General features: G+C 66.6%; 14 protein-coding genes. 5 read left to right on the top strand and 9 right to left on the bottom strand.

Annotated features, from left to right (window positions below; all coding sequences use genetic code 11):
- Positions 1-15: 15 nt before the first annotated feature.
- A complete protein-coding gene (locus OSB52_RS14025; RefSeq protein WP_235725084.1) occupies positions 16-630 on the top strand; it encodes a TetR/AcrR family transcriptional regulator in 615 nt (204 codons plus the stop codon).
- A 25-nt stretch (positions 631-655) separates the two neighbouring features.
- Here OSB52_RS14025 and OSB52_RS14020 read toward each other — a convergent pair whose 3' ends face one another.
- On the bottom strand, positions 656-1,066 hold the full coding sequence (locus OSB52_RS14020) for a L,D-transpeptidase (protein ID WP_235725085.1): 411 nt from the start codon (positions 1,064-1,066) through the stop codon (positions 656-658).
- Positions 1,067-1,470: 404 nt separating this feature from the next.
- Between OSB52_RS14020 and OSB52_RS14015 the strand changes: the two genes are divergently transcribed.
- The 3 genes from OSB52_RS14015 to OSB52_RS14005 all read left to right on the top strand — a co-directional run bounded on the left by OSB52_RS14015 (position 1,471) and on the right by OSB52_RS14005 (position 5,397).
- Complete coding sequence (locus OSB52_RS14015) at positions 1,471-1,752, top strand: DUF1490 family protein (RefSeq protein ID WP_266062294.1); 282 nt, start codon at positions 1,471-1,473, stop codon at positions 1,750-1,752.
- Between the two features lie 88 nt (positions 1,753-1,840).
- The gene (locus OSB52_RS14010; protein WP_266062394.1) at positions 1,841-3,952 is read left to right on the top strand and encodes a heavy metal translocating P-type ATPase; all 2,112 of its coding nucleotides are present in this window, start codon (positions 1,841-1,843) and stop codon (positions 3,950-3,952) included.
- A 476-nt stretch (positions 3,953-4,428) separates the two neighbouring features.
- Positions 4,429-5,397 carry a LysR family transcriptional regulator gene (locus OSB52_RS14005; RefSeq protein ID WP_235725087.1) on the top strand — a complete coding sequence of 323 codons (969 nt, stop codon included), beginning with the start codon at positions 4,429-4,431 and terminating at the stop codon, positions 5,395-5,397.
- Between the two features lie 32 nt (positions 5,398-5,429).
- Here the strand turns inward: OSB52_RS14005 and OSB52_RS14000 are convergent, their stop codons facing one another.
- The 8 genes from OSB52_RS14000 to OSB52_RS13965 all read right to left on the bottom strand — a co-directional run bounded on the left by OSB52_RS14000 (position 5,430) and on the right by OSB52_RS13965 (position 14,214).
- Positions 5,430-6,635: a vWA domain-containing protein gene (locus OSB52_RS14000; protein WP_266062292.1), complete on the bottom strand. Its 1,206-nt coding sequence runs from the start codon at positions 6,633-6,635 to the stop codon at positions 5,430-5,432.
- Positions 6,636-6,648: 13 nt separating this feature from the next.
- Positions 6,649-7,527 (bottom strand): AAA family ATPase, encoded by an 879-nt coding sequence (locus OSB52_RS13995; protein ID WP_266062289.1) that lies wholly within the window; start codon positions 7,525-7,527, stop codon positions 6,649-6,651.
- Positions 7,524-8,474 carry an XdhC family protein gene (locus OSB52_RS13990; RefSeq protein WP_266062287.1) on the bottom strand — a complete coding sequence of 317 codons (951 nt, stop codon included), beginning with the start codon at positions 8,472-8,474 and terminating at the stop codon, positions 7,524-7,526. The genes OSB52_RS13995 and OSB52_RS13990 overlap by 4 nt, the downstream gene beginning before the upstream one ends.
- A 21-nt stretch (positions 8,475-8,495) precedes the next feature.
- Positions 8,496-10,907 carry an aerobic carbon-monoxide dehydrogenase large subunit gene (locus OSB52_RS13985; RefSeq protein ID WP_235725091.1) on the bottom strand — a complete coding sequence of 804 codons (2,412 nt, stop codon included), beginning with the start codon at positions 10,905-10,907 and terminating at the stop codon, positions 8,496-8,498.
- On the bottom strand, positions 10,904-11,431 hold the full coding sequence (locus tag OSB52_RS13980) for a (2Fe-2S)-binding protein (protein ID WP_235725092.1): 528 nt from the start codon (positions 11,429-11,431) through the stop codon (positions 10,904-10,906). Before OSB52_RS13980 ends, OSB52_RS13985 begins: the two co-directional genes overlap by 4 nt.
- A 52-nt stretch (positions 11,432-11,483) precedes the next feature.
- Positions 11,484-12,374, bottom strand: a complete 891-nt coding sequence (locus OSB52_RS13975) for an FAD binding domain-containing protein (protein WP_235725093.1) — start codon at positions 12,372-12,374, stop codon at positions 11,484-11,486.
- Positions 12,375-12,427: 53 nt separating this feature from the next.
- Entirely contained in the window at positions 12,428-13,588 is a 1,161-nt protein-coding gene (locus OSB52_RS13970; RefSeq protein ID WP_266062283.1) for an XdhC family protein, read from the bottom strand.
- Between the two features lie 149 nt (positions 13,589-13,737).
- Entirely contained in the window at positions 13,738-14,214 is a 477-nt protein-coding gene (locus OSB52_RS13965) for an NUDIX hydrolase (RefSeq protein ID WP_266062282.1), read from the bottom strand.
- Between the two features lie 115 nt (positions 14,215-14,329).
- Here OSB52_RS13965 and OSB52_RS13960 point away from each other — a divergent pair, with 115 nt between their 5' ends.
- Positions 14,330-16,033, top strand: coding sequence for a nucleobase:cation symporter-2 family protein (locus OSB52_RS13960; protein WP_266062281.1), 1,704 nt, complete (start codon positions 14,330-14,332; stop codon positions 16,031-16,033).
- Positions 16,034-16,047: the final 14 nt, after the last annotated feature.

The following is a 16,047-nucleotide window of genomic DNA, read 5'->3' as shown; positions in this document are numbered from 1 at the left end:
CACTAGACTCGCGGCATGGATCCCTCGCCGCGCGCAACCGACCACCCGGCCACCCGGCCACGCGGTGAGCGCACCCGGTCCCAGATCCTCGATGCCGCGCTCCGCATACTGGTCGAACGCGGCTACGCCAAGACCAGCACACTGGCGATTCAGGCCGAAGCAGGTGTGACGCGGGGCCGGCTACTGCATCATTACCCCTCCCGAGACAGCCTTCTGATGGCCGCCGTCGATCATCTCGCACGCACCCGCATCGCGGAAATGCCCGAACAGGTGGACTGGCCCAGTGATCCCGCCGAACGGATCGGGCCCGCGATCGAACTGGGCTGGACCACGTTTCACCAACCGTATTTCGTCGCATCGATGGAACTGTGGATCGCCGCACGGACCAACGAGCAGCTCCGCAACGCACTGGTGCCGACGGAACGGCGCCTGGGACCGACGGTGCGTAGCGCCGTCGCCAGTTTCCTCGGCGACGAACTGACCTCCCGACCGCGGTACCCCGAGCTGTACCCGCTGCTGTTGTCGAGCATGCGTGGGGTGGCCACCACCTATCTCATCGACCGCCGCGATCCGACCACCGACCCACACCTCGAGTTGTGGAAGTCGATGACAAGGACGTATCTCCTGTGACTCCCGAACGGCGAGATGCCATCGATCAGGGGACGATGGTCACCGTCGTCCCGATGCGAACCCATTGGTACAGCTTGTCCATCTCCGGTCGCGGTACATGTATGCAGCCGCGCGATACGCGCGATTTGTATGCGGTTGTATCGCCGTAAGCGAAGTCCTGCCACGACGAGTCGTGGAATCCGTAGTCACCGACGAACGGCAGCCAATAGTTGACGAAGACCCGATAGTCCGGACCGGTCAGGAACCGATCTGTCTCGCGGCTGTTGATGTGCCAGGTGCCCAGCGGCGTTCCGTCACCGAGCGCCACCCGGCCCGTGGTGACCGGTGAGTATCCGACGGGATTGTCGTGTTCACACAGCGCAAGACTCTGCTCGCTCAGACTCACTGTGATCAATCGGGCATCAGTGTTGCCCTCACAGTTCAGAACCTGCGCCATCGGCGACACCTGACCGGTCGCAGCATCGTCGCTACTCTGCGCGGAACGTTCGTCCACGCTCGGCTGAGCGGGCGAAGCGCTGAGGTGAACCACCACGAGCGCGGTGACTGCCAGAGCAGCGACAACCAGCAGCAGCGACCAGGCAGCGTCCCTGGCGTCGGCAGAGTCTTTCGAGCGAATTGTATTGACCCAGTTCACAGTTCGATATCTCGCAGGTACGTATAGCAGTTGCGGCGCCGGCAGGTTGAGCGCCACGGCAATCACGCGACGTCGAGACCAACGCTACCCCTTATCGACAACGATTTCCGAATTGCCGGACGCTCATGCTGTAATGGAAACGATTCCGACAAGAATGACGTCGTATGGAAGTCTGTTTGCCGACGAATACTGCAGGAAGAACTTCAGTGTCGATCCACGGACTACTCGCGAAAGCGGGCGCCACCGTCGCCACCGGCTTGGTCGGCGCCGCCGCCTACGATGCTGCACGCGCCGTCGTCCGTCGGGCGCCGCTGCGCGAGGGCGCTGTCATCGCCACCACCTGGGGCATTCGCGGCACCCGCAAGGCCGAAGAGGTTGCCGAATCGGTCCGGCTGAACACCTCGGACATCGTGGCAGAGGCGAAAGGTCGCCTAGGCGAGGAGTCGACACCGCCCGGTACTGCAGTCCCGCACGACCACGACCACTGACCGGGTGAGCACGACGACCACCGCCACAGCGTTGGACAATCCGACGGGACACATCGCCACTCGCTCCGATGCCGCCGGCCGAGTCCGCATGACCGTGCCGTGGCTGCGCTGCGCGGATCGCCACACCGGCGACCAGCGGGCGGTGGCGATCGAAGAGAGCGTCGCGCACGTACACGGTGTGCGCGCCGTTCACGCGTATCCGCGGACGGCGTCGGTCGTCGTTTGGCTACGGAACGGAACCGACCGTACCGCCGTCATGCACGCGATCGAAGCCGCTGCCCTCACCGACCCCGAGCATGTCCCCCAGCGCCCGCCGCACTCGGCGGAGATCACCAACAGCGATCTCCTCCGCATGGGAATCGGCGCGGGCGCACTGGTACTGCTCGGCGTTCGTCGGTACGTCTTCCGCCATCCCCCGTTCCTCGGACCGACGACCCGTACCGCGGCGACCGCGATCACCATCTTCTCGGGATACCCGTTCCTCAAGGGCGCTCTGCGGTCGCTGCGGGGTGGCCGTGCCGGTACCGACGCGCTGGTATCCGCGGCGACGATCGCCAGTCTGCTGTTGCGGGAGAATGTCGTGGCGCTCACGGTGCTGTGGCTGCTGAACATCGGCGAGTTCCTACAGGACCTCACGCTGCGGAGAACCCGGCGCGCGATATCCGATCTGTTGCGCGGCACCCAGGACGCCGCTTGGGTACGCCTCGACGACGGCACCGAGGTTCAGACACCGATCGACGCACTGCACGTTGGCGATCACGTCGTCGTGCACGAACAGATCGCGGTGGCCGTCGACGGCGTCATCGTCGATGGCGAAGCCGTGGTCGATCAATCGGCGTTGACCGGCGAGAACCTGCCGGTCGCCAAACACACCGGCGACCGGATACAGGCCGGATCGGTCGTCATGACGGGCCGCATCGTCGTGGAGGCAGACGCCGTCGGCCCCGACACCGCCATCGGCCGCATCATCACCCGCGTCGAGGAGGCGCAACGAGACCGCGCTCCGATCCAGACGGTCGGCGAGAACTTCTCCCGCCGATTCGTACCCGCGTCGTTCGCGCTGTCAGCGCTGACACTGCTGGCAACTCGAGATCTGCGCCGGGCGATGACCATGCTGCTGATCGCCTGCCCGTGCGCGGTTGGCCTGTCCACGCCGACCGCGATCAGTGGTGCCATCGGCAACGGCGCCCGCCGCGGCATCCTGATCAAGGGCGGCTCGCACCTCGAGGAGTCCAGCCGCATCTCCGCGGTCGTGTTCGACAAGACCGGGACGCTCACCGTGGGACGACCGATCGTCACCAATGTGGTGGCATTCTCCGACGACTGGCAACCCGAACAGATCCTCGCCTATGCCGCGAGTTCGGAGATCCATTCACGCCACCCACTGGCCGAGGCGGTCATCCGATCGACCGAAGAGCGCCGCATCGAGATTCCCACCCACGCAGAGTGCGAGGTGATCGTCGGACTCGGCATGCGCACCCGAGCCGACGATGGGCGCGAACTGCTCCTGGGGAGCCCGTCTCTGCTGGAGAATCACGGCGTCGCCATCAACGAGGATGCCCTCGACTGGGTCGACAAGCTGCGGCACGCCAGCGAGACCCCTCTCCTCCTCGCCGTCGACGGACAACTCGTCGGCCTCGTCAGTCTGTCCGACGAGTTGCGGCCGGAGGCGCGGGCCGTCCTCGACGCCCTGCGCGCCGACGGTGTCACGGAGATCGCCATGCTCACCGGCGACCATCCGGTCACTGCCGCGACCATCGCCGGCCAACTCGGCATCGACCAGTGGGCGGCCGAGGTCACTCCGGACGACAAGCTTGCGCTGGTCCACGAACTCCAGGCCCGCGGACACGTGGTGGCCATGGTCGGTGACGGTGTCAACGACGCACCGGCCCTCGCTGCCGCCGACGTCGGTATCGCGATGGGTCTCGCCGGCACCGATGTCGCGGTGGAGACGGCCGACATCGCCCTTGCGGGTGACGATCTCCGCAAACTTCTCGACATCCGCGATCTCGGCGGCCACACGGTGGACGTGATTCGGCAAAACTATGGGATGTCGATCGCGGTCAATGCGGTCGGGCTCATCGTGGGCGCGGGCGGCGCGCTCTCTCCTGTCATCGCGGCGATCCTGCACAACGCCTCGTCGGTTGCGGTGGTGCTCAATAGCTCTCGGTTGATCCGCTATCGAGTCGTCAGTGACTGAGAAGCCACGCTGTCGGGATAACTCGCACATCGGCCAAATGGATCGAGACTCCGCCTCAACGGCGGTCTGCAACAGTCCTCCATTGAGGGCGCCGGACCCAAGGACGGCGGTGAACGGGTAGACGGGTGCAGTCATCGACGGCCGTGCGGCCTGATCACAACGGAGCGGAGCGTCCGCGGAACCTCTCGACACTCGGCGGGGTGTCCCTGATGGCGTGTTTGAGCTGATCCGAGGTGCGTTGGGGCATGACATCGTCGGGATCTGACGACGATTCGTCGAGCAATTGCCAGAGCGCTCTGCATCGGTGACCGGCACACACGGTCACCATCGGACCGCCTCGTTCGTTATCGACCTTCAAATCATTAATGGTAATCATTCCCGTTTGTGATGTGGAGCGGCATTCACCGACAACTCGCGGCAGATCATGCCGCGATCGATCGGCTCACCGCGGCGCGGCCTCAAATACCATGGGGTCCATGACATCGGCCCAACTGCGCGCATTCGTCGCCATCGTGCGGACCGGGTCGGTCAAGCAAGCAGCAGCAGAACTCGGCCTCACCGAGCAGGCGGTGTCGATGCATGTCGCCCAACTACGCAAGAGCCTGGGCGACCAGTTGTTCCGACGCACACATTCCGGACTGGCGTTCACCCCTGGGGGTTTGCGGCTCGCGGCGCGCGCAGTGGAGATCCTGGGCCTGCAAGACCAAACGGTCAGCGAAGTCGAAGCCGCTGCCGGTGGCCAGCGGACAATTCGCCTCGCCGCGTCGAGCCTGTTCGCCGAGCACGCCGCCGGCGGGTTGATCGATCTGTTCACGCGCCGCGCAAAGGACCTCGGGGTGGAACTCACCGTCCAGCCGCCAGATCAGTTCGCCACCCTGCTCGCCTCGCGTGCCGTCGACATCGCCATCGGACCGGCACCGCTGGAATCGGAGACGACGGCGGCCGTCCCGGCGCTGAGCAGCCGCGAGTTCCTGACCTATGACATCGAGGTGATGGCGGCCCCGAGCCATCGGTTCACCGAGCGGCGGGCGAGCCCGGAGGAACTGGCCTACGCCACCTGGAATCTCGGCCCATCGGCCACCGGAAAACGCGGCGCCATTCCCGAGATGCTGGCCGATCTCGGCATCGCCGAGGAATCCCAGCGGATCTTCCAGAGCGACGCCGCCGCCTGGGAGGAAACCCAACGCGGCACCGGATTGACGCTGGCGCTGACCTTCGCGGTGCACTCCGATCTGGCCGCCGGGCGCCTCACCCGCGTCTCAGGTGCGGGTGTGCACCGGCGCGCCACCTGGAGCGCGACGACCCTCGCCCACGACGCCACCCGCACGGCCGGTGAACTCATGCGCTTCGTCACCACTCCGAGGGCGATCCAGGCCATGCTGCGCGGTTCGGGTGTACCGGTGAAGAACTTCCGGCCCGCGGTCTATGTCACCCTGTGGAATTGACGTCACCTGGTGGAATCGAGTCCGTGAACCATTCATCGCCGGCGAAGCTCGGTCACCGCGGTGACCAGATCGGCGAGGTCGGCGACTGTCGCCGCCGGGAGCACGCGGTCGCAGTACGGCAGGGCGGCAGCCATGCCGCCCACGAGCGGCTCGTACCCGTCGGCACCGGCGCGCGGGTTGAGCCAGACCACCGCGAAGGTTCGGCGCGTTATCCGCGCCATCGCGCGTGTCATATGCGCCGGATCGTCAGAATCCCAACCGTCGGAGGCAATCACGCAGATCGCTCCGCGCAGCGTCTGCCCGTGGCGGGAGGCGACCAGTGCCTGCAGGCTCGACGCGATCCGGGTTCCGCCGAATCGGTCGGTCACCTGCGCACTCGCCTTCTCGATGGCGTCGTCGACCGAGGAGCGGGCCAGCATCGGCGTCATCCGAGTCAGCGTGGTGCCGAACGCGAAGGTCTCGCCGCGTCCGTATCGCGTCAGTACACGCATGACGTGCAGGTAGGCGCTGGTGTAGGCCTGCATGGACGCAGACACGTCGCAGATCATCACCACGCGGCGATCGCGCCACATCGCCCCGCGATAGACAACGTCGGCCAGCTCCCATCCGGTGTACCGGGAACGTGCCAATGTGGCGCGCAGGTCGATTCGCCTACCATCGACGCGCGTTCGTTCCCGACGCCCGCGTCGACGGGGCCACGTTGCGATCGCGCCGTCCAACCATGCCTCGACCTGCCGCAGTTGTGCGGTGTCCAACCGGTCGAAGGGCAGTCCGGAAATCGCTTCGATGGCGCTGGGACGAGGCACCCAGACCGGTGAACCATCGTCATCTCCGGCGGCCGACTCGTCGACGACCGACATGCGCGGCAGCGTCGCCCACGGCAACGTGTCTCCCGCACCCCCACGTCCGGCCGCATCCCTGGCAACCGGACGGTCCTGTTGCCCCGACCGACTGCGCATCGCGACCGGATCCAGCGAGAAGACCGCATCGTCGAACACCGCGGCGAACACGGCATCGAACGTCGACAGGTCGGATTGCCTACGCACCAGCGTGATCCGCATCGTCCAATACAGCTGCCGTCGATCCGACAGCACGGCTCGCCCCAGCACGTCGAGTGCGCGGCACAATACTGCGGCATCGGCGTGACCGACCGGCAGCCCCGCGGTTCGCAGCCGGTCGATGAAACCGGCCGCAAAAGCCGCCCGGTCGACATGCGCCACGATCGCCGCTCTGGTCATTCCGGGCGCCGTTTCAGAGCACGGAACCGTGTTCGAGCGCCGCCAGCAGCGTCTCGTGGTCGTCGGGCGTCTTGACCAGGGTGCCCAGCGTGGGCGCCACCGTGGTGGCGACCAACTCGGTGACACCGAGGGTGATCAGGGCCGACACCCAGTCGATCGCCTCGGCGATACCCGGCGGCTTGTCGAGGTCGAGTTCCCGCACCCGACCGACGAACACCGACGCGTCTTCCAGCAGCGGTGCCGAGGCGCCGGAGACCGTGCGCCGCAAGATCGCGACCACCTGCGCCGCACCGGGATAGACGATCCAGTGATAGAGGCAGCGCCGCCGCAACGCCTCGTGGAGCTCACGACTGCGGTTGGATGTCAGCACCACCAGCGGCCGACGCTGTGCCCGGATGGTGCCGAGTTCCGGCACGGTGACCGCGCCCTCACCGAGGAACTCGAACAGCAATGCCTCGAATTCATCGTCGGCGCGGTCGATCTCGTCGATCAGCAGAACCGGCGGGCGGGCTCCGCGGTGCCGGATCGCCGCCAACAGCGGCCGTTCCGAGAGGAACTCGGGCGCATACAGATCCGCGTCGGAGAAATCCTGACCCCGCGACTCCGACATCTTGATGGCCAGCAGTTGACGCTGATAGTTCCATTCGTACAGGGCGTCATGGGCCGCCAGCCCCTCATAACACTGCAGGCGGATCAGGTCGGTGTCCAGGGCGGTGGCCAGTGCGGTCGCCGCCGACGTCTTACCCACCCCCGGTTCACCTTCCAGCAGGATCGGCATCTGCAGCGACGTCGCCAGGAAAAGCGCAGTCGCCAGACCTTCGTCGGCGAGATAATCCACGGCATCGAGGTGGCGCGCGACGTCGTCGGCCGAGGAGAACAACGGCGACGTCATTGAGCCGCCTGCAACCCACCCGCCGACCGCGCGACGAAGGTGTCCCGACATCCTTTGCAGCAGAACCAATGTGAGCCGGATTCGTCGTCATACTCGATGGTATCGGCGGACACCATCACGGTCATCCCGCAGATCGGGTCGACCTCGCGTCGAGGCTCGACTACAGCTGGGGCATCCTCGGGTGCGCCGGTGCCGGCCAGACCGTCGCGCCGGATGGCCGCCACCACCGCAGCCAGCACCGACAGCGCAATCTCCGGCGGCGTGCGTGCACCGATGTCGAGGCCGACCGGGGTGTGCACGCATGCACGGTCGGTCACCGACAGATCCATCGCGTCGAGTACCGTCGCGCCGCGCCTCACGCTTGCCACCAGTCCGACGAACGGCACGTGGTGATCAAGTGCCGTGCGGATCGCCGCGGCCTCATCACCGCCGTGACTGGCGATGATCGAGGCCACCACCCCATGGGGTTCGGTGAACTCCCACACGCCGGCGGCTTCCGGGTCCACCCGGCTCACCGCCCAACCCAGCAACCGGGCCTGGTCGACGATGGCCAACGCGATCGGCTTGTCCCCGACGACCTGAATGATCGGGGTGGGCACCACCGGTTGGATGAAGATCTCCAGCGCACCCCCGGACAGACATGGGTTGACCGCGACCCGCGCGCCAGAGGTCTCCGGATACGTCTCGGCGCCTTCGGGCAGAACCCGCAGCAGGACCCCTTCACCGGCGGCGATCGAGTCGACGGCACTCTGGCGCACCGATTCGACCGCGCACTGGCCGCCCACGAATCCGAACATCTCTCCGTCCGCCATCACCAACGCCTGGTCGCCCGCCCGGGCCGATGTCGGCGGCTGCGCCCGCACCACGGTGGCGCGCGCAAACGGTCTGCGCCGATCGGTGAGGTCGGCGGCCATCTCGTCCAGCGATCTGCCGTGTTCGGATGTCATGCTGCTCCTGTCGTCACGATCTCAGATCGGCGGCCGTGCCCTGCCCTGCATCGCCTCCCACACCCGGGACGGGGTCAGCGGCATGTCGGCATGGCGAATACCGAAAGGTGCCAGCGCATCGACGACGGCGTTGACCACCGCGGGTGGTGACCCGACGGTCGCCGACTCGCCGACGCCTTTGGCGCCGATCGGATGGTGCGGCGAGGGTGTCACGGTCTGTCCGGTCTCCCAATGCGGCACCTCGAGCGCGGTCGGGATCAGGTAATCCATCAGCGACCCGTTGAGACAGTTGCCCGACTCGTCGAACTCGATGATCTCCATCAGGGCCATCCCGATACCGTCGGTCAGCCCGCCGTGCACCTGCCCCTCGACGATCATCGGGTTGATCCGGGTGCCGCAGTCGTCGACCGCGATGAACCGTCGCACTTTCACCACGGCGGTGTCGGGGTCGACGTCGACCACACAGATGTAGGCACCGAACGGGTAGGTGAGGTTGGCGGGGTTGTAGACCACCGACGCGTCCAGCCCGCCCTCGACTCCGGGTGGCAGGTCGCCCGCGCCGTGCGCCTTCATCGCGATCTCCGCGATCGTCACCGTGGTGCCCGGATCACCCTTGACGGCGAAAGTCCCCTTCTCCCATTCCAGATCGGCAACGGAGACCTCGAGCATGCCCGCCGCGATGAGCTTCGCCTTGTCGCGCACCTTGCGGGCGGCCATCGCCGCCGCCGCCCCCGAGACAGGTGTGGATCGGCTGCCGTAGGTACCGAGCCCGAACGGTGTGTTGTCGGTGTCACCGTGGACGACGTCGATGTCGTCGGGGGCGATACCGAGTTCCTCGGCGACAATCTGCGCGAACGTCGTCTCATGCCCCTGCCCCTGGGACTGCACCGACAACCGGACCACGGCCTTGCCGGTGGGGTGGACCCGCACGTCACATCCGTCGGCCATGCCCAGGCCCAAGATGTCCATGTCCTTGCGCGGTCCGGCACCGACCGCCTCGGTGAAGAAGGCCACGCCGATACCCATCAGCTCGCCGCGCTCGCGTTTGGCGGCCTGCTCCGCAAGCAGGGCGTCGTAGTCGGCGATCCGCATCGCTTCGGTCATCGCGGCGTCGTAGTCGCCGGAATCGTAGATCCACCCGGTCTTGGTGGTGTACGGGAACTGGTCTGGCTGGATGAAGTTCTTGCGCCGCAGCGCGATCTGATCCATCTGCAGTTCGTGGGCGAGGCAGTTGACCAGACGTTCGACGAGATAGACGGCTTCGGTGATCCGGAACGAACAGGCGTAGGCGACACCACCGGGCGCCTTGTTCGTGTACACCGCGGTCATCGAACAGTACGCGGCCTCGAGCTGATAGCTACCGGTGAAAACGCCGAAGAATCCCGCCGGGTATTTGACCGGGGCAGCTACCCCGTTGAAGGCCCCGTGGTCGGCGAGGACGTTGGTGCGGATGGCGAGGATCCGTCCGTCTTTCGTGGCGGCGACCTCGCCGCGCATCACGTAGTCGCGGGCGAACCCGGTGCTGGTGAGGTTCTCGGTCCGGTCCTCCATCCACTTGACCGGCTTGCCCGTGACGATCGACCCGACCACCGCGCACACATAACCGGGGTAGATGGGCACCTTGTTGCCGAACCCGCCGCCGATATCCGGTGAGATGACACGGATCTTGTGCTCGGGGATGCCGGCGACCAATGCGTACAGCGTGCGATGTGCGTGTGGTGCCTGCGACGTCGACCACAGGGTGAGCTTGCCGTCGACGCGATCGAAATCGGCGACCGCGCCACACGTCTCCATCGGTGCGGGGTGCACGCGCGGGTAGACCATGTCCTGGGTGACCACCACATCGGCGTCGGCGAATACCGCGTCCGTGGCGGCCTTGTCGCCGGTCTCCCAGTCGAAAATGTGGTTGTCGCTCTTGCCCTCGAGATCGTCGCGGATCACCGGCGCCGACGGGTCCAATGCGGTGCGGACATCGTGGACCGCGTCGAGGATCTCGTAGTCGACATCGATGAGTTCGAGCGCATCCCGTGCCGCATAGCGATCTTCGGCGACGACAGCCGCGACCTCCTGGCCCTGGAAGCGGACCTTGTCGGTCGCCAGCACCGCCTGCACGTCGTTCGACAGGGTCGGCATCCAGTCCAGTCCCAAACCCTTCAGGGTGTCACCGGTGATGACGGCCTTCACCTTCGGCAGCGCCTCGGCCGCGGTGGTGTCGATGTTGACGATCTTCGCGTGCGCCACCGGGGACCGCAGAATCGCCATGTGCAGCATCCCGGGCAACTGCACATCATCGCAGTACCGACCCAGTCCACGGATGAAACGCGGGTCCTCCTTGCGCAGCATCCGGCCGTAGCCCATCGGCTTGTGATTGTTGTCGACCAGGTCGTCGGGTCCGGACGCCGATGCCGGTTCGGGTGGAGTGGTGATGGTCATCGAAGTGCCTCTTCCGCAACGTCATCGGCGGCCGATGCCTCACTCGTGCCGTCGGGTTGGTGTGCGGCCCCGTGCTGTGCGGCCCACTGCACCGATCGCACGATCGTGGTGTAGCCGGTGCAGCGGCAGATCTGTCCGCTGATCGCCTCCCGGATCTCGTGCTCGGTGGGATTCGGGTTCTCGTCGAGCAGTGCGCGGGTCGTCATCAGCATGCCGGGTGTGCAGAATCCGCATTGCAGCCCATGACATTCCATGAATCCCTGCTGCAGCGGATCCAGCGTGGTGCCCTGTTCGAGCCCCTCCACGGTCCGCACCTCGTGACCGCCGGCCATCGCGGCAAGCATCGTGCACGACTTCACCGGCTGTCCGTCGACCTGCACCACGCAGGTCCCGCAGTTGCTGGTGTCGCAGCCCCAGTGAGTGCCGGTGAGGGCGAGGTGGTCGCGCAGGAAGTGAACGAGCAGCAGGCGCGGCTCGATGTCGCGGGTCACCGACTCGCCGTTGACGGTCATCGTCACTTGCATCGGATTCTCCTTGCCGGTCGGCATCTTTCGCGGATTCGGGATGGGCGGGTGATCAGGTGGCCGGGGTCGATGCCTCGACCCCGAGTCGTTGCGCGCTGCGGCGCAGGGCTCGTGCGGTGAGTTCGGCCGCGAGATGGCGTTTGTAGTCGACGGTGCCCCGACCGTCGGCGGCCGGATCACAGGCCTGCGCGGCGACCTCACCTGCCTGCCGCCAAGTCTGCTCAGTCGGGTCCGCGCCACGCAGCGCCTCGGAGATCGCCGGGATGTCGGTGGTGTTGGCGCCGACCGCGGTCAGGCCGACGCGGGCGTCGGCAATGGTGCCGTCGGTCAGCCACAGCGCGGCACCCGCGGCGACCACCGCCCAGTCCCCCGCGCGTCGCTCGACCTTCTCATATGCGCTGGCGCCGCCCGGCCGGACCGGAACCCGCACCTCGGTGAGCATTTCGTTCTGTTCGACGGCGGTCTCGTAGGGGCCGCGATGGAAGTCCGCCATGCTGATCACCCGCTCCCCGTCGGAGCCTCGGATCACGCAGCGTGCATCAAGGGTGGAGCACACACTCGACAGATCCTCCGACGGGTCTGCCTGACACAGTGATCCGCCGAGGGTGCCGCGGTTACGGACCACCGGGTCGGCAATCACCCGCTCGGCGTCGCGGAAGATCGGGAAGGTGTCGAACAGTGGTTCGCTGGCCAGCAGTTCGTGGTGTCGGGTCATCGCGCCGATGCGTACATCGTCGTCGGTGAACCGGATGTAGCCGAGTTCGTCGTGCAGATCGTTGATGTCGATCAGGTACTCGGGTGTCGCGAGCCGGAGTTTCATCATCGGCAGCAGACTGTGCCCTCCGGCGATCAGGCGGGCTTCGTCGCCCAGCTGGCCGAGGAGTCCGATGGCGTGATCGACGCTGGTCGCGCGCTCGTATTCGAACGGTGCCGGTACCTGCATGATGGCTCCTCTGCGTTGATCGGGGGATCGTCCAATCGGCCGGGTCTACCCGGTCATCCGCCCACTCTCGTCGGGTCCGGCTGGATCCGGCTGATGCCTGGATGGATGTGATCGGTGAGGTTGGTCAGGGTGACCCCGGTTCCGCCGCGCCGAACCGCGATGATCTCGGCCATGATCGACACCGCGGTCTCGGCCGGGGTGCGACCGCCGAGGTCGAGTCCGATCGGTGAGTGCAGGCGGGCGAGAGCGGCGTCGGTGGCGCCCTCCTCACGAAGCCGACGCATGCGGTCGTCGTGGGTGCGCCGGGATCCCATGGCGCCGATGTAGACACCCTCGGGCGACTCGAACGCGGCCTGCAGGGCCGGGACGTCGAACTTCGGGTCGTGGGTCAGCACGCAGATCGCGGTGCGCGAATCGATCCGGCCGGCAGCCATCTCGGCGCGCAGATAGCGATGTGGCCAGTCGACGACCACCTCGTGCGCGGCCGGGAAACGGGCCGGCGTGGCGAACACCGGGCGAGCGTCGCACACCGTCACGTGATAGCCGAGTGCGGCTCCGGCATGCGCGAGGGCGGCGGCGTAGTCGACGGCCCCGAAAACGATCAGGCGTGGCGAGGGCGCCATGCTGTTGACGAACACGGCGATGCCGTCGCCGGTGCGCAGACCCTGCGGGCCGTAGCGCAGGATCGAGGTCTCCCCCAGGTCCAGCAAGCCTCGCGCGTCCTGGACGACGACCCGATCGAGCTCGGGTTCACCGAGACTGCCCCGGGCGCGCTCCGGTGCGATGGTCAGGTGCGCCCCGACCGGCACGTCCGGCTGATCGCTGGATGTCACCGTCGCGACGGCCACAGGCCGTCGGGCATCGACGGCGGCGCCGATCTCGTCGAGGTCGGGCCAGGTCTCGCGGGAGACCGGCTCGCAGAAGACGTCGATGGTGCCACCGCAGGTGAGACCAACGGCGAACGCGTCGTCATCGGCGATCCCATACCGCTCGGTCTGCGCCGTCCCGGACTCGACGACGTCACCGGCGAGTTCGTACACCGCACCTTCGACGCACCCGCCGGACACCGAGCCGAGCACCCCGCCGTCGGCCAGGCGGGCCGACGCCGCCCCCGGCTGCCGTGGCGCCGATCCGTAGGTGGCGACCACGGTCGTCAGCCCGACCGTCTCCCCGTTGCGCCAGCGCTCAACAAGTGTGGGCAAGACGTCTCGCATACACACATCCTCGACTCTGCGGACACGCCACTGTGTCCGGCGTCACACCATGGTGACCATCTTCAGTTTGCGCCGGATCGGCCGGGCGTCAAGACGAAACTCAGTAATCGCTGAGGTTAGGGCGCCCTACTCGGTCTCCCGCCTGCAGATCAGCGTGGTGATGCGAGAGTTTCGAGCAGCCGATCGACGAACGCCACCTGCGCCGGATTGAGTTTCACCCGCGCCGTCTCCGGGTCCACCCATTCAGCCCGATCGACTTCGGGAAAGCTCTGAAGCTTCCCCGACCTCGGTGGCCACACCATCTCGAAGGTGTTGCTGACGACGGTCGAGGTGTCGATGTCACCTTCCACGGCGAACGCAGCGACCACTTTCCCACTGGCCTGGGTGACGTCGCCGAGTTCGATGACCGGGCCGGTCGGTGCCGGCGACCCGATCTCCTCGGCGAACTCGCGGCGGGCGGTCGCCTCGGGCTCTTCATCCGGTTCCAGCAACCCCTTCGGGATCGTCCACGCGCCGACGTCCTTACGTGCCCACAGCGGCCCGCCGGGGTGGGCGATCAGGACTTCGACGTCGCCGCCGCGGCGGCGGTACAGCAGGAGCCCGGCACTTCGGCGGCGACTGACCATCGCACCATTGTGCCCGGCCCGGCGGGGTGTGACTGTGGCCGATATATTTTCGCGGAAACACGGCCGTCACATGTCGGCGCACTGTCCGAAACGTCCGGCTCGTAAACATCTGCGTATGGCGGCTCTCGACACGATCAAGCGCGGCAAGACCACAGCTCACCCGGTGGACGAGATACCGCCGTTGGCCAAGCTGCTGCCGTTGGGCATCCAGCACGTGCTGGCGATGTATGCGGGCGCCGTGGCCGTACCGCTGATCGTGGGTGGCGCGATGGTCAGCGCGGGCCAACTCGAGCAGGGCGACATCGTCCACCTGATCATGGCCGACCTGTTCGTCGCCGGCATAGCGACGATCCTGCAGGCGGTCGGCTTCTGGCGTTTCGGGGTGCGGCTGCCGCTCATGCAGGGCGTCACCTTCGCCGCCGTCGGGCCGATGATCACCATCGGCCAGGCCCACGGCATCACCGCGATCTACGGTTCGGTGATCTGTTGCGGGTTGTTCATGATCCTCGCCGCACCCGTGGTCGGGAAACTGATCCGATTCTTCCCGCCCCTGGTCACCGGCACGATCATCCTCATCATCGGCGTCTCCCTGATGCGGGTGGCTGCCGGGTGGTTCGGTGGCGGTACCGCCACCGGCGAGGACTTCGGTGAACCGAAGGCCATCGCGTTCGGCTTCTTCACCCTCGCGGTGATCATCGCGCTCGAACGGTTCGGACCCGAACCCATCAAGCGGGTGTCGGTGCTCATCGGTCTGGTCATCGGCACGCTGGTGTCGCTACCGTTCGGGATGGCCAACTGGGACGCCGTCGGCGAGAACCCGTGGATCGGCATTCCGCAACCCTTCCAGTTCGGGATGCCGACGTTCGAGATCTCCTCGATCATCGCCTTGATCATCGTGGCGCTGGTGATCATGACCGAGACCACCGGCGACATCGTGGCAGTCGGCGAGATCGTCGACAAGAAGATCACCCCGCAGAAACTGGCCGACGGTATGCGCGCCGACGGACTGGGCACGGTCCTCGGCGGCGTATTCAACACCTTCCCGTACACGGCGTTCGCGCAGAACGTCGGGCTCGTCGCCATCACCGGCGTCAAGACCCGGCATGTGGCGACCTGTGCGGGCATCATCCTGGTCATCCTGGGGCTGCTGCCGAAGATGGCCGCCATCGTCGAGGGCATCCCCATGCCGGTGCTCGGCGGCGCCGGTGTCGCACTGTTCGGCATGGTCGCCGCTAGCGGTGTGCGAACCCTCAGCAAGGTCAAGTTCAACAACACCAACGTGCTGGTCGTGGCCATCTCGGTGGGTGTGGCGATGCTGACCGAGGCCAAGCTGTATTACACCAACCGCGACCTCGGCGACGCGCCGGTCAACGTGTCGCTGGACCTGTATCACCAGTTCCCGGATTGGTTCCAGACCATTTTCCACTCCGGCATCTCCGCGGGCGCACTGACGGCGATCCTGCTGAATCTGCTGCTCAACACCAGAAGCACCTCACCCGACCCGGCTGATTACCACAACACCGGTGAGATCGAGGTGGTCACCAAGGACGGCCTGGGTCTGTCGGCAGGCGACACGATGGGCGCCGCGGCCTTCGATCCCCGCGACGCGCTGGCCGCCGCCAACCCGGACAGCCCACCGGAGACGCTGCGGTACCTGGCCGAACACGACTCCGATCTGCACCAGTTCATCATCACCAACCCGGCCGCGCCGAAAGACCTGTGTGACTGGATCAAGGAGCAGGGCGATCCCAAGGTGCTACGGCTGATCGAGAGCTGGGACTCGCACACCGACGGCGGATTCTCCCGGCGCGGATCCTGATCGGTCGAGCACAA

Source organism: Gordonia aquimaris (assembly GCF_026262595.1).
GTDB classification, from domain to species: Bacteria; Actinomycetota; Actinomycetes; order Mycobacteriales; family Mycobacteriaceae; genus Gordonia; species Gordonia tangerina.
The sequence above is the reverse complement of the archived record's forward strand: the minus strand, read 5'-3'. Positions and strand labels throughout refer to the sequence as shown.

What these genes read in the sequence shown, in the direction of transcription:
- OSB52_RS14025 (WP_235725084.1), top strand. Translation starts at nt 16, where the DNA reads ATGGATCCCTCGCCGCGCGCAACCGACCACCCGGCCACCCGGCCACGC.
- OSB52_RS14020 (WP_235725085.1), bottom strand. Translation starts at nt 1,066, where the DNA reads ATGGCGCAGGTTCTGAACTGTGAGGGCAACACTGATGCCCGATTGATC.
- OSB52_RS14010 (WP_266062394.1), top strand. Translation starts at nt 1,841, where the DNA reads ATGACCGTGCCGTGGCTGCGCTGCGCGGATCGCCACACCGGCGACCAG.
- OSB52_RS14005 (WP_235725087.1), top strand. Translation starts at nt 4,429, where the DNA reads ATGACATCGGCCCAACTGCGCGCATTCGTCGCCATCGTGCGGACCGGG.
- OSB52_RS14000 (WP_266062292.1), bottom strand. Translation starts at nt 6,635, where the DNA reads ATGACCAGAGCGGCGATCGTGGCGCATGTCGACCGGGCGGCTTTTGCG.
- OSB52_RS13995 (WP_266062289.1), bottom strand. Translation starts at nt 7,527, where the DNA reads ATGACGTCGCCGTTGTTCTCCTCGGCCGACGACGTCGCGCGCCACCTC.
- OSB52_RS13990 (WP_266062287.1), bottom strand. Translation starts at nt 8,474, where the DNA reads ATGACATCCGAACACGGCAGATCGCTGGACGAGATGGCCGCCGACCTC.
- OSB52_RS13985 (WP_235725091.1), bottom strand. Translation starts at nt 10,907, where the DNA reads ATGACCATCACCACTCCACCCGAACCGGCATCGGCGTCCGGACCCGAC.
- OSB52_RS13980 (WP_235725092.1), bottom strand. Translation starts at nt 11,431, where the DNA reads ATGCAAGTGACGATGACCGTCAACGGCGAGTCGGTGACCCGCGACATC.
- OSB52_RS13975 (WP_235725093.1), bottom strand. Translation starts at nt 12,374, where the DNA reads ATGCAGGTACCGGCACCGTTCGAATACGAGCGCGCGACCAGCGTCGAT.
- OSB52_RS13970 (WP_266062283.1), bottom strand. Translation starts at nt 13,588, where the DNA reads ATGCGAGACGTCTTGCCCACACTTGTTGAGCGCTGGCGCAACGGGGAG.
- OSB52_RS13965 (WP_266062282.1), bottom strand. Translation starts at nt 14,214, where the DNA reads ATGGTCAGTCGCCGCCGAAGTGCCGGGCTCCTGCTGTACCGCCGCCGC.
- OSB52_RS13960 (WP_266062281.1), top strand. Translation starts at nt 14,330, where the DNA reads ATGGCGGCTCTCGACACGATCAAGCGCGGCAAGACCACAGCTCACCCG.